This is a genomic window from uncultured Bradyrhizobium sp., from assembly GCF_964252615.1.
Lineage (GTDB): Bacteria > Pseudomonadota > Alphaproteobacteria > Rhizobiales > Xanthobacteraceae > Bradyrhizobium.
This window is the reverse complement of record NZ_CAXUNQ010000022.1, coordinates 34,449-54,903: the sequence shown is the minus strand read 5'-3', so window position 1 is coordinate 54,903 and position 20,455 is coordinate 34,449. Positions and strand designations below refer to the sequence as shown.

Annotated in this window: 19 protein-coding genes; 17 read left to right on the top strand and 2 right to left on the bottom strand. The window is 64.1% G+C overall.

The window, feature by feature from the left end; genetic code table 11:
- Positions 1-208: 208 nt before the first annotated feature.
- The 9 genes from gyrB (at position 209) to ACFE72_RS13435 (ending at position 10,874) form a co-directional block, all read left to right on the top strand.
- A complete protein-coding gene (gyrB, locus tag ACFE72_RS13475) occupies positions 209-2,647 on the top strand; it encodes a DNA topoisomerase (ATP-hydrolyzing) subunit B (RefSeq protein WP_375413601.1) in 2,439 nt (812 codons plus the stop codon).
- Positions 2,644-3,399: a DUF429 domain-containing protein gene (locus ACFE72_RS13470; protein ID WP_375413600.1), complete on the top strand. Its 756-nt coding sequence runs from the start codon at positions 2,644-2,646 to the stop codon at positions 3,397-3,399. Before gyrB ends, ACFE72_RS13470 begins: the two co-directional genes overlap by 4 nt.
- A 40-nt stretch (positions 3,400-3,439) precedes the next feature.
- On the top strand, positions 3,440-4,906 hold the full coding sequence (locus ACFE72_RS13465; RefSeq protein ID WP_375413599.1) for an MATE family efflux transporter: 1,467 nt from the start codon (positions 3,440-3,442) through the stop codon (positions 4,904-4,906).
- A 23-nt stretch (positions 4,907-4,929) separates the two neighbouring features.
- Positions 4,930-5,421 carry a hypothetical protein gene (locus ACFE72_RS13460; protein ID WP_375413612.1) on the top strand — a complete coding sequence of 164 codons (492 nt, stop codon included), beginning with the start codon at positions 4,930-4,932 and terminating at the stop codon, positions 5,419-5,421.
- A gap of 150 nt (positions 5,422-5,571) precedes the next feature.
- The gene (locus tag ACFE72_RS13455) at positions 5,572-6,942 is read left to right on the top strand and encodes an MmgE/PrpD family protein (RefSeq protein WP_375413598.1); all 1,371 of its coding nucleotides are present in this window, start codon (positions 5,572-5,574) and stop codon (positions 6,940-6,942) included.
- 162 nt (positions 6,943-7,104) lie between these two features.
- Positions 7,105-7,629 (top strand): hypothetical protein, encoded by a 525-nt coding sequence (locus ACFE72_RS13450; protein WP_375413597.1) that lies wholly within the window; start codon positions 7,105-7,107, stop codon positions 7,627-7,629.
- 302 nt (positions 7,630-7,931) lie between these two features.
- Complete coding sequence (locus ACFE72_RS13445) at positions 7,932-8,849, top strand: pirin family protein (protein ID WP_375413596.1); 918 nt, start codon at positions 7,932-7,934, stop codon at positions 8,847-8,849.
- 126 nt (positions 8,850-8,975) lie between these two features.
- Complete coding sequence (locus ACFE72_RS13440; protein ID WP_375413595.1) at positions 8,976-9,887, top strand: phosphoribosylaminoimidazolesuccinocarboxamide synthase; 912 nt, start codon at positions 8,976-8,978, stop codon at positions 9,885-9,887.
- A 189-nt stretch (positions 9,888-10,076) separates the two neighbouring features.
- Positions 10,077-10,874 (top strand): crotonase/enoyl-CoA hydratase family protein, encoded by a 798-nt coding sequence (locus ACFE72_RS13435; protein ID WP_375413594.1) that lies wholly within the window; start codon positions 10,077-10,079, stop codon positions 10,872-10,874.
- Positions 10,875-10,974: 100 nt separating this feature from the next.
- Here the strand turns inward: ACFE72_RS13435 and ACFE72_RS13430 are convergent, their stop codons facing one another.
- The gene (locus ACFE72_RS13430) at positions 10,975-12,471 is read right to left on the bottom strand and encodes an NAD-dependent succinate-semialdehyde dehydrogenase (RefSeq protein ID WP_375413593.1); all 1,497 of its coding nucleotides are present in this window, start codon (positions 12,469-12,471) and stop codon (positions 10,975-10,977) included.
- A 262-nt stretch (positions 12,472-12,733) separates the two neighbouring features.
- Positions 12,734-13,735 (bottom strand): adenosine kinase, encoded by a 1,002-nt coding sequence (locus ACFE72_RS13425; protein WP_375413592.1) that lies wholly within the window; start codon positions 13,733-13,735, stop codon positions 12,734-12,736.
- A 124-nt stretch (positions 13,736-13,859) separates the two neighbouring features.
- Here ACFE72_RS13425 and murJ point away from each other — a divergent pair, with 124 nt between their 5' ends.
- From murJ to ACFE72_RS13385, 8 genes are all read left to right on the top strand, one after another.
- Complete coding sequence (gene murJ / locus ACFE72_RS13420) at positions 13,860-15,440, top strand: murein biosynthesis integral membrane protein MurJ (protein WP_375413591.1); 1,581 nt, start codon at positions 13,860-13,862, stop codon at positions 15,438-15,440.
- 25 nt (positions 15,441-15,465) lie between these two features.
- A complete protein-coding gene (gene trpS / locus ACFE72_RS13415) occupies positions 15,466-16,518 on the top strand; it encodes a tryptophan--tRNA ligase (RefSeq protein WP_375413590.1) in 1,053 nt (350 codons plus the stop codon).
- 79 nt (positions 16,519-16,597) lie between these two features.
- Positions 16,598-17,092 (top strand): universal stress protein, encoded by a 495-nt coding sequence (locus ACFE72_RS13410; protein ID WP_375413589.1) that lies wholly within the window; start codon positions 16,598-16,600, stop codon positions 17,090-17,092.
- A 247-nt stretch (positions 17,093-17,339) separates the two neighbouring features.
- On the top strand, positions 17,340-17,909 hold the full coding sequence (locus ACFE72_RS13405) for a NifU family protein (RefSeq protein ID WP_375413588.1): 570 nt from the start codon (positions 17,340-17,342) through the stop codon (positions 17,907-17,909).
- Positions 17,910-18,046: 137 nt separating this feature from the next.
- Positions 18,047-18,742, top strand: a complete 696-nt coding sequence (gene tsaB / locus ACFE72_RS13400; protein ID WP_375413587.1) for a tRNA (adenosine(37)-N6)-threonylcarbamoyltransferase complex dimerization subunit type 1 TsaB — start codon at positions 18,047-18,049, stop codon at positions 18,740-18,742.
- Positions 18,739-19,224: a ribosomal protein S18-alanine N-acetyltransferase gene (rimI, locus tag ACFE72_RS13395; protein WP_375413586.1), complete on the top strand. Its 486-nt coding sequence runs from the start codon at positions 18,739-18,741 to the stop codon at positions 19,222-19,224. Before tsaB ends, rimI begins: the two co-directional genes overlap by 4 nt.
- Positions 19,225-19,266: 42 nt before the next feature.
- On the top strand, positions 19,267-19,716 hold the full coding sequence (locus tag ACFE72_RS13390) for a Fur family transcriptional regulator (RefSeq protein ID WP_375413585.1): 450 nt from the start codon (positions 19,267-19,269) through the stop codon (positions 19,714-19,716).
- A complete protein-coding gene (locus tag ACFE72_RS13385) occupies positions 19,713-20,381 on the top strand; it encodes an HAD family hydrolase (protein WP_375413584.1) in 669 nt (222 codons plus the stop codon). The genes ACFE72_RS13390 and ACFE72_RS13385 overlap by 4 nt, the downstream gene beginning before the upstream one ends.
- The last annotated feature ends 74 nt before the right edge of the window (positions 20,382-20,455 follow it).

The following is a 20,455-nucleotide window of genomic DNA, read 5'->3' as shown; positions in this document are numbered from 1 at the left end:
ATTCGGCCATCGCCAACTCCTGATCAAGCTTTGCTTTGGCCCGGAATCAGCATTCCAGCCGCCTTGTAAAACCACTTAAAAATCCTATCTATTCAACAGCTTGTTGCCGGCGACTTTGCGCTAGGCGCAATGCGGCTTTCATGGCACAAATAGAATGAGTCAGCGCCCGATTTTCGCGCTGATTCGGACATCCTCAAAGGCTCCTGGCATGACAGAACCCGCCCGGCAAAAGATCGCCGACACCGAGCATTCGCCGATCGAATACGGCGCGGAATCGATCCGGGTTCTGAAGGGACTGGACGCCGTGCGCAAGCGGCCCGGCATGTATATCGGCGACACTGATGACGGCTCCGGCCTGCATCACATGGTCTACGAAGTCGTCGACAACGCTATCGACGAAGCCCTGGCGGGCCACGCCACCGCGGTGGAAGTCGTGCTCAATGCCGACGGCTCCGTCACCGTGCGCGACGACGGCCGCGGCATTCCGGTCGACATCCACAAGGGCGAAGGCATCTCGGCGGCCGAGGTCATCATGACCCAGCTGCATGCGGGCGGAAAATTCGACCAGAATTCCTACAAGGTTTCCGGCGGCCTGCACGGCGTCGGCGTCTCCGTGGTCAACGCGCTGTCGAGCAAGCTGAAGCTGCGGGTCTGGCGCGACGGCAAGGAGCATTTTATCGAATTCGCCCATGGCGACGCGGTGGCGCCGCTGGTGGTGGTGGGCGACGCAGCCGGCAAGCGCGGCACCGAGGTGACGTTCCTCGCCTCCGGCGAGACCTTCACCAATGTCGAATACGATTTCGCGACGCTGGAGCATCGCCTGCGCGAACTCGCATTCTTGAATTCCGGCGTCAACATCGTGCTTTCGGACATGCGCCACGCGGTCGAGAAGCGCGAGGAGATGATGTACAAGGGCGGCGTCGAGGAGTTCGTCAAATACCTCGACCGCAACAAGAAGGCGATGGTGCCGGCGCCGATCATGATCGATGCCGACCTCAACGGCATCGGCGTCGAGGCCGCGTTGTGGTGGAACGACAGCTATCATGAGAACGTGCTGTGCTTCACCAACAACATCCCGCAGCGCGACGGCGGCACCCATCTCGCCGGGTTTCGCGGCGCGCTGACGCGGCAGGTCAACGGCTATGCCGACGCCATTGCCAAGCGCGAGAAGATCGCGCTGACCGGCGACGACTGCCGCGAAGGCCTCACCGCGGTGCTGTCGGTAAAGGTGCCGGATCCGAAGTTTTCCTCGCAGACCAAGGACAAGCTGGTTTCTTCCGAAGTCCGCCCGGTGGTGGAGAACGTGCTCAACGAAGCTTTGGCGGCATGGTTCGAAGAACATCCAGCCGAAGCCAAAATCATCGTCGGCAAGGTGGTGGAAGCCGCCGCCGCGCGTGAGGCGGCGCGCAAGGCGCGCGAACTGACGCGGCGCAAGGGCGCGCTGGATATCGCCTCATTGCCCGGCAAGCTCGCCGATTGCCAGGAGCGCGACCCGGCGAAATCCGAACTGTTCATCGTCGAGGGCGACAGCGCCGGCGGCTCGGCAAAACAGGGACGCAACCGCGAATTCCAGGCCGTGTTGCCGTTGCGCGGGAAAATCCTCAATGTCGAACGCGCGCGCTTCGACAAGATGCTGGGCTCCGAGCAGATCGGCACCCTGATTACGGCGCTGGGCACCGGCATCGGCCGCGAGGATTTCGACCTGTCAAAACTGCGCTATCACAAGATCATTGTCATGACCGACGCCGACGTCGACGGCGCGCACATCCGCACGCTGCTGCTGACGTTCTTCTTCCGGCAAATGCCGCAGATGATCGAGGCCGGCCATCTCTATATCGCCCAGCCGCCGCTCTACAAGGTGACGCGCGGCAAGTCCGAGCAATACCTCAAGGACGAGCGGGCGCTGGAGGACTACCTGATCGCCACCGGGCTCGACGATTGCGTGTTCAAGCTCGCCTCCGGCGAAGACCGCAGCGGCAGGGATTTGCAGGCGCTGGTCGAGGATGCCCGCGTCATCCGCGGCACGCTGCACAATCTGCACAGCCGCTATAACCGCGGCGTGATCGAGCAGGCGGCGATTGCCGGCGTGCTCAATCCGAGGATCACCGGCGATACCGGCACCGCCAATGCCGCCGCCGGCTATATCGCCCGCCGGCTCGACGCGCTGACCGACGAGGTCGAGCGCGGCTGGACCGGGCGTTTCACCGAGGGCGAAGGATTTCTGTTCGAGCGCACGGTGCGCGGCGTGAAGGACGCCGCCATCATCGACGACGCACTGCTCGGTTCGGCGGACGCGCGCAAGCTCGACGATTATGCCGGCAGGCTGCAGGAGGCCTATCCGAAGCCGGGCCTGCTGCGCCGCAAGGATACCGAGACCGCCATCCACGGTCCGGTCAGCCTGTTCGAGGCGGTGACCGATGCGGGGCGCAAGGGCGTGGCGCTGCAACGCTACAAAGGCCTCGGCGAGATGAACCCGAGCCAGCTCTGGGAAACCACGCTCGACACCAACGAACGCTCGCTGCTGCAGGTCAAGATCAAGGAGGTCGACGAGGCCGACGACATCTTCACCAAGCTGATGGGCGACGTCGTCGAACCGCGCCGCGAATTCATCCAGGACAATTCGCTGAGTGCGAATGTGGACGTGTGATCAGCGTGGTCGACTGGCGAAATGTCGGTCTGCTCGGCATCGATGTCGGCTACTCCGAACGCAGAAAAACCACCGGCATAGCCTCCTACAGGTTCGGCCAGTCTGCCATTCTCAGTTGCGTAGGCTCCCTGCCTCAAAACCGCGCTGAAGCCCTTTCGCACCAGCCGCCTTATGACGCCGTCGCGATCGACGGACCGATCATACCCGCTACGGCGAATCCCGACCAGATCATCCGTCACTGCGAACGCGTTCTGAGCAGGGGGCTGTTTGGCAAGCGGTGTAAGCCCGGATTTAGCCATTTCGGCACAGGGCTCCAGTTGCGGAAGGCAACGACAATGATTGTCGGCGAAATGCCAAGCTACCGGCGCCACGACGGCGCTCCGTTGGTCGAAGCATTTCCGAACGCATTTCTCGGCGTCATGCTTGACGAAGAAACATATTCCGCGTTTGAACGAATTCCGCGCGGCAAAAAATCCGATATCTTTTTCGCGCAGGCATCCCGTGGCCGCGCATTCGATCGGCTTTTCGAGTGTCTCGGATGGAACGATGCGATTTTGCGGGAGCAGGTTCAGACGGCCGCTCGTGAAACCACGCGCGTATCACACGAACATCGTGCAGCGCTTGTCTGCGTGCTTACCGCTGCCTGCGCTTTGTCCGGTCAAGCGGTATACATCGGCGACGAGGCCAGCGGCAGCATTTGCCTGCCGCCGCCATCTCTCTGGGCCGGCTGGGCGAAGACGGCCATCTGCTGATATACACGCCCCCACCTTTCGGCCGCGGTAATGCTAGTCCATGACATCCCTTGATAAGATCGAGCGAGGGCCGATCGCAGCGACAAGCTCCGCGGGCGCGACCCGCGGCTGGCTCGCTCTCGAGCTGACCGAGACGCTCAAGCTCGCCGTGCCCATCGCAGCTACCCAGCTTGGGCAGATCGCGATGATGACGACCGATCTTGCGTTGATCGGCCGGCTCGGCGACGGCGCGGTCGCCGCGGCGGCGCTGGCGCACACGGTTTTCTTTGTCGGCTTCACCTTCGTGATGGGGCTGGTGTCGGCAGTGGCGCCGCTCGCCGCGCAGGCGTTCGGCAGGCGCGATCCGCGGATGGTGCGGCGCGCGCTTCGCACCGCGCTATGGGCCGCGCTCGTGGTTTCAATGCCGATCATGCTGCTGCCGCTGTTCGGCGAGCCGATCCTGTTGAAGCTCGGTCAGGCGCCCGCCACCGCACATCTTGCACAGACCTATCTGCTGGGTCTTGGATGGGGGATTACGCCTGGCCTTTGGTTCCTGGCGATCCGGGGCTTCATGGGCGCGGTCAACCGCCCGGAGCCTGGACTGTGGATCACGCTGGCCGCGATTCCGGCCAATGCGCTGCTGGTCTGGCTGCTGATCCATGGCGCCTGGGGGCTGCCGCGGCTGGAGCTGTTCGGCGCCGGCCTCGCTACCGCCATCGTCAATTTCGGCATGCTTCTGGCGGGGCTCTGGTTCGCTGCCTATCGCCGACCCTTCAAAAAATACCGCGTGCTCGGCGGCATCTGGCGCATCGATTGGGGATTGATGCGGCAACTGATCGTCATCGGCGGCCCGATCTCCATCGCTTTCCTGCTGGAATATGGCCTGTTCGGGGCCGCAGGGCTGCTGATGGGGCTGATCGGAACCACGGCGCTGGCGGCTCACCAGATCGCGCTGCAGATCGCGGCGATCCTGTTCATGGTGCCGTTCGGCATCGGCATGGCTGCGACGGTGCGGGTTGGCCATGCCATCGGCCGCGGCGACGCGCCGGCGGTCCGGCGCGCAGGCTTTGTCGCAACGCTGCTCGGCATGATATTCATGTCCATCATGACGCTGGCCGTGATCCTCGGCCGGTTTGCGATCGCGCGGTTATTCTTCGGCGAAGCCGCAGAGAGCGCGGGCATCGTCATCGAGCTCACGGCGACCCTGCTGATGGTCGGCGCGACATTGTTCGCCGCCGACGGCATCCAGACCGTCGCCGCCGGCGCGCTGCGCGGCCTCAACGACACCAGGGTGCCGCTGGTGTTTGCCGCAATCAGTTACTGGCTGATCGGCTTCCCCGCCGCCTACGCCTTGGCCTTCTGGGCCGGCTTCGGAGCCGCCGGCGTATGGATCGGGCTATCCTGCGGCACCGCCATGTATGCCGTGCTCCTGATGGTACGCTTTCAGCTCCTGGCGCGCCGCTTGCAAATCTTGCAGATGGCCGATCGCCCGCGCACATTAGATAGGACGATCGCCGCTGGAACCTGAAGGAGGGCGGATGATTGTCTTATGTGGCATTCACCGAAATCTGGACTGACAGTGCAAAAGCGGCCCTGGCGCGCGCCTTTGATGCCGCCTGGGACCGCTTCATCAGCGCCGAAGGAATTGCGGCGGCGACCGACGACAATCGCAAACGCCTCGCGGCCAGAATCGTGGCGTTGGCAAAATCGGGGGAAGCGGACGAAAACGCCCTGAGCGAAGCCGGATTTATCCATATTCGCGTCCTTGCGGAAGCCGCCCGGCTCGGGGCACACAACCGAAGCGGAGCAGCCCCGGGAAACGCCGGCCCTGCCGACAGCGCCGGCGCCCATGCCTATACCCCGGAAACCGTCGCCGCGATGTCGACCGCGCTCGAGCTGTGCCTGGATACCCTGCCGCTGCGAATTCCATCGGATGCATTGAGATTTCTATCGGCCAGCATCCTCGACGACGCCTCCCGCGGAGAGCGCGACCCGGAACGGCTGCGCCGTCATGCGCTCGACGCCCTCAAGGCGCGTCACTAGCATCGGTCGGCAGCCTGACGGGACGTTACCGCTCTTCCAATCCGCGCGATGGCCGCTGCGCGCCCCGTTCATCTCAGCTGCGCTCCGGAAGCGGTTTGCAGGTGACCGATCATGCTTTAGGTTGTGCCGCCAGATGCGAGGAAACTTCCGATGGCCCATGAAACCGCAACGCTCGCCGCCTATGTCGCCGACCTGAACTTCGCGGACATCCCGCCCGAAGTGCTGGAGCGCGCGAAAGTCCTGACGCTGGATTTTCTCGGCAGCGCCGTACGCGCCCGGCGCGATGCCGAATCCACGCCGTCCCTGCTCAAGATGCTGGAAGCACTGGCGCTCGACGGCAGCGGCCAGTCCACGGTATTCGGCGATGCCAGGACCTGGACCCCGGCGGTGGCGGCGCTGCTCAACGGGGCGCTGGGCCATTCGCTGGATTTCGACGACACCCATGCGGATTCCTCGCTGCATCCGAGCGCGCCGGTGGTACCGGCGGCGTTCGCGGTCGGCGAACTCGTCGGCGCGTCGGGCCGCGACGTGCTGACTGCCATCGTCGCCGGCTATGAAGTGTGCTGCCGGCTCGGCAACGCGCTCGATCCGACCTCGCATTACAAGCGCGGCTTTCACCCGACGGCTACCGCAGGCACCTATGGCGCCGCGGCGGCGGCGGCCAGACTGTTCGGGCTGTCGCAACAGCAGATCATCGCGGCGTTCGGCGTTTCCGGCAGTCAGGCCGCGGGCTCGCTGCAATTCCTGGTCAACGGCGCCTGGAACAAGCGCTACCAGGTCGGCGCCGCGGCGATGAACGGCGTCATTGCCGCCACGCTGGCGCGCAACGATTTCGTCGGTGCCGACGAATCGATCGAGGGCAAGCATGGCCTTTTGGTCGGCTACAGCGATGGCGCTCATCCCGACAAGGTCGTCGCCGGCCTCGGCGAGATTTACGAAACCATGAAAATCGGCGTAAAGCCCTATCCGAGCTGCCGCTATACCCACGCCGCGCTGGATGCGCTGATCGCGATGCGCAGGGAGCACAATTTGACCCCGGACCAGGTCAGGCGGGTCGAGATCGGCTTGCACCGCAACGGCATTACATTGACCGGCGACGCCGCCACCAAGCGCCATCCGACCTCGATCGTCGGCGGGCAGTTCTCGATGTTTTTCACCGGTGCCGTCGCGCTGGACCAGGGCCGTTTCGGCTGGGACGACTACGCCCGGCTCGGCGACGCCGCAGTGGACGCGCTGGCGGACCGCTTCGACGTGGTGCAGGATGACCGCCTCGAGACCGGCCGCAGCCATCCGTTCGGCGCGCGGGTTTCCATCACCACCGAAGCCGGGGTGCATGAACGGCTCAATGCCGATCCGTCTGGCGAGCCGTCGTCGTTTCCCGATGCGCAAGCGATGCAGCAGAAATTCCTGACGCTGGCGCGCCCGGTGCTGAACGGCCGCGCCGAACAACTGGCGGATGCGATCCTGTCGCTCGAGCGTTTCGACCATGTTGCGGCCGCGACCCGTCTCGGGCGCCAATAACGGGGCGACAGGCCAACTCCGGTCTGATCGATCTTTTGCAGGACATGCCGCAAATTTCGGCATTTTCGCGCGCCGCATTTTCGCAAAAGTTCGAACCTAATCGCGACCGCAGGAACTAATGCTCAGGGGCCGAATTATCAACGCCAACAAGGGGCGTGCGCTGTGCCGGTTTTGCGATATTTTCTGACGATGGGCTGCTGCCTGCTGGCGCTGCTCTTCACCGCCGCTTATCTCATGCCGCAAGGCGAGAGTTTCCCTCCCAAACCTGAACCCGCGGCCGCGCAGAGCGAGAGCGGCGGTTCTCTGGCTTCGTGGCGAAAGTCACAGCAGAACTTGAGCAAATCTCAATCTGCGGCGGTGGTTTATCCGGATATCGCGCCGATGGCGCCGACTGCCGATCGCTTGCAATTTGAACGCCAGATGACATTCCGCACGCCGGACAGCGCGGCGTTGGAGGCAAGAGCCGAACTGCCTGCTGCGGTTGAAGCCGCTGCCCCTCCGGCCATGCCCGCTAAATCGGCCGCAAAACCATCGTCGCGCACGAAAAACGTGGCCAGAGCTGAACGCCGGGATCGGCCGAATTATGCTGCGGCCTATCCGCCTGCGCCTGCAGCGCAGTTCGGCGGCTACCGCCAGGCACAGTTTGACCGGTCGTCCGGCGGTTTTTTCGGTTTCCGCATGTTCTAGCATGACCGGGGCCGGGATTATTCCGGTTGACCTCGGGTAGCCCTCGCCGCACCGGTGATGTCCTGGATAATTAAACCCGCAGCGTCGGCGTCTTCCCCTGCTGGGCTACCGTATGCCGCCAGCCGGTCATGCCGTCTTCGACCGGTTGGTACCGGCGGTGATTGACCCTTCAACCAAAATTGCGGCGCGCGTCGAATTGAAGACGCGTCCATCCGAGCGGAGACATGCTTGCTCCCGCTTTCGCATCGACGACACCGACGATGAATGCTGGTACGATGGCCAAAAATTTGGCGGAGACATCGATGAGCTGGCTTCCCTCCAACGATCCAGCGCTCGGCGATCCCACTTCCTGCGACGCGCTGGAGCTGCTGATCGTGCCGCGCACCCGCGACCTCGGCGACGGATTCGAGGTGCGCCGCGCGCTGCCGCATGGCAGGCGGCAGATGGTCGGACCCTTCATCTTCTTCGACCATTTCGGACCGGTGCAATTCGTCTCCGGCAAAGGCATGGACGTGCGGCCGCATCCGCATATCGGCCTTGCCACCGTCACCTATCTATTCGACGGCTCGATCATGCACCGAGACAGCGAGGGCAACATCCAGGAAATCCAGCCGGGTGCGATGAACCTGATGACCGCCGGGTGCGGCATCGCCCATTCCGAGCGCACGCCGGATGTGCAGCGGCAGACCGGGCAGAAAATGCTCGGGCTGCAAAGCTGGATTGCGTTGCCCAAAGGCTCCGAGGAGATCGCGCCATCGTTCCAGCATTACGGCGCCGTGAGCTTGCCGATGGTGAAGGAAAAAGGTTTCACGGCGCGCATCATTGCGGGGAGTTCGTTCGGCGCCACGTCACCGGTCGATATGGTGTCGCCATGGTTCTATGCCGAAGTGTCGCTGGAACAAGGCATGACCGTGCCGCTCGATCCCGATCACGAAGAGCGCGCGATCTATGTGATCGACGGCGAAATCGAGATCGCCCATCAGCGCCATGAAGGTCCGCGCCTGCTGATTTTCCGGCCCGGCGACCGCATCACGGTAAAGGCGATCACCCAGGCGCGGATGATGTTTCTTGGCGGCGACGCTCTGGAAGGCCCGCGCCACATCTGGTGGAACTTCGTCTCGTCCTCGAAAGAGCGTATTGAACAGGCCAAGCAGGACTGGAAGTCCGGCCGCTTCGCATGCGTGCCCGACGAACACGAATTCATTCCGCTGCCGGAATAAGGCGATGCACCCCCGGAAGTTTCCGGAAGTCGACATTTGCTGTCATCGCCCTTGATCCGGCGATCCATCTCCTCAAAGAAGATGGATGCGCGGGTCGAGCCCGCGCATGACACGGAGAAATTCTTCATGACCACGATGCTCGCCAGCGACCTGCCGCTTCCAACCATCGGCCGCGGCAAGGTACGCGACATCTATGCCGTCGGCGACGACCGCGTGCTGCTCCTGACCACCGATCGCATCAGCGCATTCGACGTCGTGATGGCCGAAACCATCCCGATGAAAGGCATGGTGCTGACGCAAATCAGCGCGTGGTGGTTCCGCCAACTCGAGGGCGTGGTACCGCATCACATGATCAGCGCCGATGCCGATGACATCATCCGGCAAGTACCTGCGCTGCGGCACCATCGCGCGGAAATCGCAGGGCGGGCGATGCTGTGCCGGCGCACGCATGTATTTCCGATCGAATGCGTGATCCGCGGCTACCTGTCGGGTTCGGCATGGAAGGAATATGCGGCGCGCGGCACGCTGGCGGGCGAGCAACTGCCGCCGGGTCTTGCCGAAAGCGCGAAGCTGGAGCCCGCGATCTTCAGCCCGGCCACCAAGGCCGAAACCGGCCACGACGAGAACATCGCCGTCGCGCACATGCGCAAAATTCTGGGGCCTGAGGTGACCCATACGCTGGAGAGCATGACCCGCGCCGTCTATATGCTCGGCGAAACCGTCAGCCGCGACCGCGGCATCATCATCGCCGACACCAAGTTCGAATTCGGCAGGGATGGCGACAGCCGTATCATTCTCATCGACGAGGTGATGACGCCCGACAGTTCGCGGTTCTGGGCGGCGGATGCGTACACCCCCGGCCGGCCGCAACCGAGCTTCGACAAGCAGCCGCTGCGCGATTATCTCGACGCCGAGCGCAGCGCCGGCCGCTGGAGCGGCGATGCCCCGCCGCCCCCCTTGCCGGCAAGCGTGGTGGATGCCACCAGCAGCCGTTATCTTGAAGCATACCGCCGCATCACGGGGGCTGATCTGGGATAGCAGCGGGGCGATGACGTCGACCCATTATACGGCGGGTGCCGCGGCGCTGACCGCTTGCGGCGTCCGCCTTGCGGGAACGCAGCGACGCAGCAATCCAGTCTTGCCAACACAACGCTAGATTGCTTCGCTTGGCTGTCAATGGGGTCGGGGAAGCCGGACCCGTTGGCTCGTACAAGGAAAGGAACCAGCATGACCGATACCGATACCATTCTTGTGGAACACGACGGACCCGTCACCATCGTCTCCATCAATCGCCCGCATTGCCGCAACGCCGTCGACGGCTGGACGGCGCGAAAGCTGTTCGATGCGTTCCGCGCCTTCGATTCCGATGACAGCGCTTCGGTCGCCGTGTTCACCGGTGTCGACGGCGCGTTCTGTGCGGGCGCGGACCTCAAGGCGATTGCAGTTGGCGACCCTCACAAGAAACGCGAGATCGGCGGCCATGACAGTATCGCGCCGATGGGGCCTAGCCGGCTGCGGCTGTCGAAACCGGTGATCGCCGCGGTTGAAGGCCACGCGGTCGCCGGCGGCATGGAGCTTGCGCTGTGGGCCGACCTGCGCGTCGTCGCCCACGACGCCGTCTTCGGCGTCTACTGCCGCCGCTTCGGGGTGCCGCTGCTCGATCTCGGCACCATACGATTGCCCCGATTGATCGGACATTCGCGGGCGATGGATCTCATCCTCACCGGGCGGCCGGTTAGGGCGGAGGAAGCGCTGCAGATGGGCATTGCCAACCGGGTCGTGCCGAAGGGCGAAACCCGCGCGCATGCCATCGCCCTCGCCAAGGACATCGCGCGGTTTCCGCAAATGTGCATGCGCGCGGACCGGCTGTCGGCGCTGCGGCAGTGGGACCTCGAAGAGGAAGACGCCATCGCCAACGAGATGCGCGGCGGACTGAAGGTCGTCGCTTCCGGCGAAACGCTGTCCGGCGCCACGCGCTTTGCGTCGGGCGTGGGCCGGCATGGGGTGTTCGGGGGCGACATTTGAAGTTCGTCATGCCCGGGCTTGTCCCGGGCATCCACATCTTGCCGCATCCGCATAACGAAGACGTGGATGGCCGGGACAAGCCCGGCCATGACGGCGGATCCTATATCCCCGCCATCATCACATATTTGATCTCGACATATTCTTCCATGCCGTGATGCGAGCCCTCGCGGCCAAGGCCGGATTCCTTGACCCCGCCGAACGGCGCGACTTCGGTGGTGATCAGTCCGGTGTTGACGCCGACCATCCCCGACTCCAGCGCCTCCGCGACCCGCCAGACCCGCCCCAGGTCGCGCGAATAGAAATACGACGCCAGTCCGAAAGGCGAATTGTTGCACATCGCGATCACATCGGCTTCGTCCTTGAAACGGAACACCGGCGCCAGCGGCCCGAACGTTTCCTCCTGCGCCACCAGCGCATCGGACGCGACGTTGGACAGCACCGTCGGCTCGAAGAAGGTGCCGCCGAGCGCATGCCGCTTGCCGCCGGTGATGATTTTGGCGCCATGCTTCACCGCATCCGCGATATGCTTCTCGACCTTCTCGACCGCGTCCATGTTGATCAGCGGCCCCTGCACCACACCTTGCTCGGTGCCGTCACCGATCTTCATCGCCGCGACTTTTTTCGAAAGCTTTTCCACGAAGGAATCGTAGATCTTGTCCTGGGCATAGATGCGGTTGGCGCAGACGCAGGTCTGACCCATGTTGCGGTATTTCGAGATCATGGCGCCTTCCACCGCGGCATCGATATCGGCATCGTCGAATACCACGAACGGCGCATTGCCGCCGAGTTCGAGCCCCAGCTTCTTCACGCCGACGGCGGCCTGCTGATACAGAATCTTGCCGACTTCAGTGGAGCCGGTGAATCCGACGAAGCGCACCGCCGGATGTTCGCATAGCACCTTGCCGATGGCGGACGAATGGCCGGTGAGAATGTTGAACACGCCTTTCGGCACGCCGGCCTTCTCCGCCAGCACGACCAGCGCCAGCGCGGTGAGCGGCGTCTCGTTGGCGGGTTTCAGCACCACGGTGCAGCCCGCGGCCAGCGCCGGCGATACCTTGCGGGTGATCATCGAGCATGGAAAATTCCACGGTGTGATCGCTCCGCAAACGCCGATCGGCTGTTTGATGGCGAGCAGGCGCGCATCGGGCTTTTGGGTTGGAATGGTTTCACCATAGACGCGGCGCGCTTCCTCGGAGAAGAATTCGACATAGGCGCCGCCGATGTCGACCTCGCCCAGCGCCTCGGCCAGCGGCTTGCCCTGCTCCGACGTCAGGATCAAGGCGAGGTCTTCGCGGTTGGCGACGATGAGGTCGAACCATTTGCGCAAGATGTTGGAGCGTTGCTTGGCGGTGAGCTTGGCCCAGGCCGGGAACGCACGCGCGGCAGCCTCTACGGCCGGCGTCGTCTCTTCCGCGCCGAGCTTCGGCACTTTGGCAAGCTCGATGCCGTTCACGGGATTGGTCACCGGGCGCTCCGGCGTGCCTACCCAGGCGCCGTCGATGTAGCATTGCTCGCGCAACAGCGAAGGGTCTTTCAGGCGATCCTGCAATGACGGCGCGGAAGGGGTCGAACGTGCAGCGGCGGTTGTGGGAGACATAGGCTACTCCTGAAGCGGTATTACCAGGTTGGGATCAATATAGGCGCAAACAACCCGCGATGCACCGGCCGGACCGATCTAAACTCGGCATCGTCCGGCTTCGCGCCGACCCGCAATGTCTGGCGCATTTGCCGCGGGCTCGACGCGGGGCGGGCGGCGTGAGCACGGTTTGTAGGGCGCATTAGCGATAGCGTAATCCGCCGTTACCGTGGCGAGAGGGCGGATTACCTTCGGCTAATCCGCCTTACGCCCTGTACCCGCGTCAAACCGGCAGTCCGTTCTGCTTCGCCAATTCCTTCAGCGACACTTGCGGCCGCGCGCCGATATGCTGGATCACTTCGGCGGCGGCAAGCGCGCCCAGCCTGCCGGCATTTTCATGACCGGCGCCGCGCACCAGGCCGAACAGGAATCCGGCCGCAAACAGGTCGCCGGCGCCGGTGGTGTCCACCAGTTTCCCGATCGGAAACGCCGGTACGGACACCACGCCATCCTTCACCGCCACCACGCAGCCTTTCTCGCTTCGCGTCACCACGCCGAGCGCAACGTCGTTGCGCAATTGCGTCAACGCGGCGTCGAAATCGGAAATCTGGTACAGCGAGCACAGTTCGGCTTCGTTTGCGAAAATCAGGTCGACTGCGCCCTTGCGCATCAAATCGAGAAACTCGCCGCGATAGCGGTCGACGCAGAATGCATCCGACAAGGTCAGCGCCACCTGGCGGCGCGCATCATGCGCGATGGTCGAGGCTTTCAAAAACGCGTCCTTGGCGTTCTTCGGATCCCACAGATAGCCTTCGAGATAGACGATGGACGAGGCCGCGATCTCCGCCGGGTCGATGTCGCCGGGCGTCAGCTCCTGCGCCGCACCGAGATAGGTGTTCATGGTACGCTCGCCGTCCGGCGTCACCAGAATATACGAGCAGCCCGTCGCCGGCCCATCCGCCGCGGGCGGGGTCGCGAAGGTAACATGCGCTGCCTTGATGTCGTGGCTGTAGAGCCGGCCGATCTGGTCGTCCTTGACTTTGCCGATAAAGGCTGCGCGCGCCCCCAGGCCGGCGATGCCGACGATGGTATTGGCGGCCGAGCCTCCGGACATCTCCACCGCGGGGCCCATGTCGCCATAGATCGCAAGCGCGCGGGCCTCGTCGATCAGCGCCATGCCGCCCTTGGTCATGCCGTGGCGCACCAGAAAGTCTTCGTCGGTCCGCACCAGCACGTCGAAAATCGCATTACCGATCCCGAGAACGTCGTATTTCGCCTGCACCATCAAGATTATCCCGTTGCGGCAATTGCGAGGATGCGGAAAATCCGATCCAACTCGGCCTAGGAGTGCTGCGACCTATCACGTTCGCCCGCGCGCCAGCAAGCGCCTGCCGCTATAGAATGTCGCCATGATCCGCCCGATTCTCACCGTCTCCTTCGGAACGCTGGCCTCGCGGCTGTTGGGATTCGCGCGCGACGCCCTGGTGGCGGCGCTGTTCGGCGCGGGTCCCGTCGCGGATGCGTTCCTGGTGGCATTTCAGGGGGTCAACGTGGTCCGGCGGATGTTGACCGAAGGCGCATTGAATGCCGCGCTGGTACCCGCCTATCTGCGCATCCAAGACGACGACGGCACCGCCGCGGCAACCGTCTTTGCCGGGCGCGTGCTCGGCAGCGTGAGCCTCGCAATGGCCGTGGCGGCGACACTTATCGGGCTCGCGATGCCGCTGGTGATCGCGCTGATGGCGCCGGGCTTCATCGGACACCCGACGCAGCAGCTTGCGGTCGATAACGCGAGGCTGATGCTGCCCTATCTCGCCTTCGCCGGCCCGGTCGCAGTGATGATGGGATTATTGAATGCGCGGCATCGGTTTGCGTTCGCGGCATTTTCGCCGGTGCTGTTCAACATCGCACTGATCTGCGTGATGATCGTACTGCTGGCGTGGCCGCAGGATGCAATCCATGCCGCGCAGGCGATGGCTGTGGCCGTCGGCATCACCGGGCTGTTGCAACTGCTGATGCTGGGGATGCGCGTGGGCGGCGAGAAACTTGCGGCGCCGCTGCGGGTGTCATTCGATGCCGAAATGCGCGTTTTCTTCCTCAAGGGGTTGGCCGGCATGCTCGCAAATTCCGGGCCGCAATTGCTGATCGTGGCCGCCGCGATCATCGCGTCCTCGACCCCGTCGGCGGTATCATGGCTGTATTTCGCCAACCGCCTGATCGAGCTGCCACTGGGCATCGTCGGCGCCGCCATGGGAACCGTGCTGGTACCGGAAGTAGCGCGCGCCATCGGCGGCAATAACCGCGCCGCGCTGGTCCACGCCGAGTCGCGCGGCCTGGAACTCGCGGTCGGGCTCGCGCTGCCCGCGGCGCTGGGCTTGATCGTGCTGAGCCGTCCGATCGTGGAGACGCTGTTCGAACATGGCGCGTTCAACGCGGCCGACACTGCCGCCACCGCATCGGCGCTGGCGGTGCTTGCGCTGGGCCTGCCCGCCCACGTACTGGTCAAGGCGCTGGCGCCGGCGTTTTTTGCACGCGGCGATACTACCACGCCGTTACTCGCAACGCTGAAGGGATTTGCCGTCGCGCTCGTTCTGGCAATCGTTCTCAGCCGAATGGTCGGCGCCAGCGGTATCGCGGCCGCGATCGCATTCGGAGCGTGGAGCAACGCGCTTACATTGATCCGGCGCGGCGCGGCAACGTTCGGGTTTTCGATCGACAGCGCCGCACGGCGGCGGTTGCCGCGTATCGCCCTGGCGGCGCTCGGAATGTGCGGTCTGCTGTGGCTCAACGCGGCCTTTGTGGGGCCGCTGGCCGAAAGCATGCATGGGCTCGCGCTAATGGCGATTGTCGGGGTTTTGATCGTTTGCGGCATTGCGGTCTACGGAATGCTGCTGACGCTGTTCGGCGCCATCAACTGGGCCGACGCCGTCACCGCCGTCAGGGGGCCGCCGGCTCGCGACTTGCGCATCCAGGGTCCGCATGGCAAGTGACGGCGCATCGAGCAGGAACAGCGATATGGCGATCATCGAGCGGGTATTTTCAGGCGTCCAGCCGACGGGCAATCTGCATCTTGGCAATTACCTCGGTGCGCTCGTCAATTTCGTCAAGCTGCAGGCGACCCATAACTGCATTTACTGCGTGGTCGATCTGCACGCCATCACCGTGCCGGTGTCGGTGTGGGGCGGCCCGGATGAATTACGCCGCAACACCCGCGAGGTCACTGCGGCCTTCATCGCCAGCGGCATCGATCCGAAAAAGCAGATCATCTTCAACCAGAGCCAGGTCGCCGAACACGCCGAGCTTGCCTGGGTGTTCAACTGCGTGGCGCGGCTCGGCTGGCTCAACCGCATGACGCAGTTCAAGGAGAAGGCCGGCAAGGATCGCGAGAACGCCTCGATAGGGCTGTACGATTATCCGGTGCTGATGGCGTCGGACATTCTGGTCTATCGCGCCACCCACGTGCCGGTCGGCGAAGACCAGAAACAGCATCTTGAGCTCGCGCGCGACATCGCGCAGAAATTTAACAACGATTTCTCGGAATCAATCGCGGCCCATTCAAAATCCAGCGAAGGCTTTTTTCCGCTCCCGGAGCCGGTCATCACCGGACCTGCGACGCGGGTGATGAGCCTGCGCGACGGCACCAAAAAAATGTCGAAGTCGGACCCGTCCGATTATTCGCGCATCAACCTCACCGACGACGCCGACGCCATCGCGCAGAAGATCCGGAAGGCGAAGACCGACCCGGAGCCGTTGCCGTCGGAGGAAAAAGGGCTCGAGACGCGCGCGGAGGCCGATAATCTGGTCGGCATCTATGCGGCCCTCGCAGACAAGCCCAAATCCGAAATCCTGAGCGAATTCGGCGGCGCGCAGTTTTCCGGCTTCAAATCAAATCTGGTCGATCTCGCGGTCGCAAAACTGTCGCCGATTGCAGCCGAGATGAAGCGGCTGACCGCCGACGCCGCTTACGTCGATTCCGTCCTGGCCGACGGCGCCGCCCGTGCCCGCGCCGTCGCCTCAGAAACCATGAGCGCGGTGAAGGACATCGTCGGATTCATTCATAGGAAATAAGGCCTGGAATTCCGACCCTCTCCCAAAGCCGGATGGAGTGTGGCAGCATGCGCCGGTTTGACGCAGCATCGGGACATGCATGAGCACGCAACGTCGAAGCTATGAGACGGGTCACAAGCCGAAATGCCTTGTTATCGTTGACGACACTGCGGAATGGGATCGCGCGGTTTACTACGCCAGCCGCTGGGCGATCCGCGTCGGCGGCGGCGTGGTGATGCTGCGCGTCATCGAAACCGAGGACCAGAACCAGCAGTGGCTCGGGGTCGCCGATATCATGCGCGCGGAAGCGCATGAGGACGCCAATGCGGCGCTCGACCGCGCTTCGGGGCGCGCCAACGGCATTGCCGCCATCACCCCGGAGCGCGTGATCCGGGAGGGCGATTCCACCGAGCAGATCCTCGACGTCATCGACAAGGATGTCGACATCGCCATGCTGGTGCTGGCGGCCAATCCCGGCCCGGAGGGTCCGGGGCCGATCATCACCATGATGGCCAAGACGGTCGGCGCGTTTCCCATTCCGGTGACCATCGTTCCCGGCAATCTGAGCGACGAAGACGTCGACGCGCTGTCGTAATGATGAGCGGGAGTTAGAGCCTGTCATAGGCGGGCCTGACCCGCGTATCCATCCATCTTCGCGGGGGGTCTTGCAAAGGGGATGGATTGCCGGGTCGAGCCCGGCAAATGACGGCCGAGATGTGTGCATATGGTAGGGTCAACCCGGCAATGACGGGAACAGCGGCGCCCTTGACCGTGCGTTTGCCGTCGCCATCTGCTAAGGACACCCACGCGCCGGCCTTGAACCGGCGACGCCGGAGAGCGCCATGTTCATTCAGACCGAAGCCACCCCCAATCCCGCCACCTTGAAATTCATTCCCGGCCGACCCGTGCTGGACAGCGGCACCATGGAATTCACCGACCGCGCCTCCGCCGCGCGCTCGCCGCTGGCCGAAAAGCTGTTCGGCGTGCCCGGCGTCACCGGCGTGTTTTACGGCTCGGACTTTGTTACCGTGACCAAGGAGGATAGCGACTGGCAGCATCTCAAGCCTGCCATCCTCGGCGCCATCATGGAGCACTACATGTCCGGCGCGCCGCTGATGGCCGACGGCAGCGCCGGCGGAGATGAGGCTTCCGACGCGGAGGACGAATTCTTCGACCAAGCGGACGCCGAAACAGTGGAAACCATCAAGGACCTGATCGAGACCCGGGTGCGCCCGGCGGTGGCCAATGACGGCGGCGACATCACCTTCCGCGGCTTCAAGGACGGCATCGTCTATCTCAACATGAAGGGCTCCTGCGCCGGCTGCCCGTCCTCGACCGCGACGCTGCAGCACGGCATCCAGAACCTGCTCAAGCATTTCGTGCCCGATGTGGTCGAGGTGAGGCCGATCTGATGGTTTGAACGGACCGGTTAGCGTGTGAATTTCAGGATTTTCGTCATGGCCGGGCTTGTCCCGGCCATCCACGTCTTGTCTTGTGGCAAGATAGACGTGGATGCCCGGCACAAGGCCGGGCAAGACGAAAGTAAGCCATGCTGATCCTCGCCATCGATACCGCGCTCGATGCCTGCGCCGCCGGCGTGCTGGACACCGAGGGCGGCCGGCTGATCGCGCAGGAATCCTTGCCCATGAAGCGCGGGCACGCCGAAGCGCTGATGCCGCTGATCGCGCGCGTGATCGAGGCTTCGGGATCAGCTTTCGCAGCACTCGACCGCATCGCGGTCACCACCGGCCCCGGCAGCTTTACCGGCTTGCGGGTCGGCCTGTCGGCGGCGCGGGGAATAGCCCTTGCCGCCGCCAAGCCGGTGGTCGGCGTGACGACGTTGACGGCCTACGCCGCGCCCATCGTCAACAAAGGCGGCGAGCATCCGGTCATCTCCGCGATCGACGCGCGGCACGGCCACGTCTATCTTCAGGTCGTCGCCGGCACCGGCTCCTCGCTGGTCTGGCCGCGTCTGGCATCGATCGAAGAGGCGCTGGACGCCGCGCGTTTCGGTCCGCCGCATCTGGTCGGCAACGCCGCACAAATCCTTGGGCAGCGCTGGCCCGCCGACGCACCGCCGCTGCGGATCGATGCGCAGCCGGCGCCGGATATCGCCTGGGTCGGCTGGCTCGGCGCCGCGGTCGATCCCGAAACCGCGCCGGCCCGGCCGTATTACCTGCGCGCGCCCGATGCAAAACCGCCCAAGGACATGCTGCAGAATGCCTCGCAGCCGCACGTCTCGTGAGCGCGTGGCTATCGGCGCTGTGGAGCGGCGGCGCCGTCGTGGTCGAGCCGGCCGGCCAGCGCGATGCCCATCGCCTGGCGCAGCTCCACGGCGCATCGTTTCACCGCGGTTGGAGCGAGGGTGAATTCGAGCAGATGCTGAGCGAACGCAATACGCTGGCGCATCGCCTGCGGCAGGGCCGGGCGGTCATCGGCTTTGCAATGTCGCGCATGGCCGCGGACGAAGCCGAATTGCTGTCCATCGCGCTCGAGGCAAGATGTCGCGGCCGCGGCCTGTCGCGCAACCTGCTGCTGACGCATCTCGGACATCTCGCGGGCCACGGGGTGCGCACGGTATTTCTCGAAGTCGAGGAAAATAATCAGGCGGCGCGGCGGCTGTACGACCGTGCCGGATTCACCGTGGCCGGCCGCCGCGAGCGCTATTACAAGCAGGCCAGCGGGGAACAATTGAACGCAGTGCTAATGCGGCGCGACTTGTCGTAGCCGGCACGCGATGGCAGAACAAGGCTTCGCCGAGGCTGAACCATGACCGCCCTGAAATCCACGCCGCTCAAGGCCACCGACATCGAGGCGCGCTGCGCCGCCACCGGCATGCGCATGACCGAGCAGCGCCGCGTGATCGCGCGCGTGCTGGCCGAGGCCCTGGATCACCCCGACGTCGAGGAGTTGTATCGCCGCTGCGTCACGGTCGACGACAAGATTTCGATTTCGACCGTGTATCGCACCGTGAAATTGTTCGAAGACGCCGGCATTATCGAGCGGCACGATTTTCGCGAGGGCCGCGCCCGCTACGAGCAGATGCGCGACAGTCACCACGATCACCTGATCAATCTGCGCAACGGCAAGGTGATCGAATTCACTTCGGAGGAAATCGAAAAGCTGCAGGCCGAAATCGCCCGCAAGCTCGGCTACAAGCTGGTCGATCACCGGCTGGAATTGTATTGCGTCCCATTGGACGACGACAAGTCTTCTTGAGCTTCGATCTGGTCATTTTCGACTGCGACGGCGTGCTGGTCGACAGCGAGGTGATCGCCTGTCGCGTGGATGCGAACACCTTGACGCGTCACGGCTATCCGATCACGGCCGACCAGGTGTTCGATCGCTTCCTCGGCCGGTCGATGCGCGAGATCAACCTCGAAATCGAAGCCGAACTGGGCCACGGCCTGCCCGACGATTTTGGTCCGCAGCGGCTGGAGGAACTGTACCGGTCATTCTCAGCGGAGCTTGAAGCGATGCCGCATATTCACGCGACGCTCGATACCCTCGCGCAGCCGGTCTGCGTCGCGTCGAGCGGCACGCATGAACGAATGCGCGTCAGCCTCGGCCGCACCGGACTCTACGACAGGTTTGCGCCGCACATTTTTTCCGCAACCCAGGTGCGCAACGGCAAGCCCGCGCCGGATCTGTTCTTGTTTGCCGCCGCGCAAATGGCCATGCCGCCCAAGCAATGCCTGGTCGTCGAAGACAGCGCTCCCGGCATCGCGGCCGCGCGCGCCGCAGGCATGACCGTGCTGGGTTTCCATGGCGGCAGTCATTGCCGGCCCGGCTATGCCGACAAGCTCCGTGCCGCGGGCGCGGCCGCGACGTTCGACGACATGCGGGAACTGGCGGGGCTGATCGAGCGGGGTGGCGCAGATTAAACCATCGTCATTCCGGAACGCGCCTCTTGGCGCGGGCCCGGAATCCATACTCTCCGTGGTGGATATGGATTCCG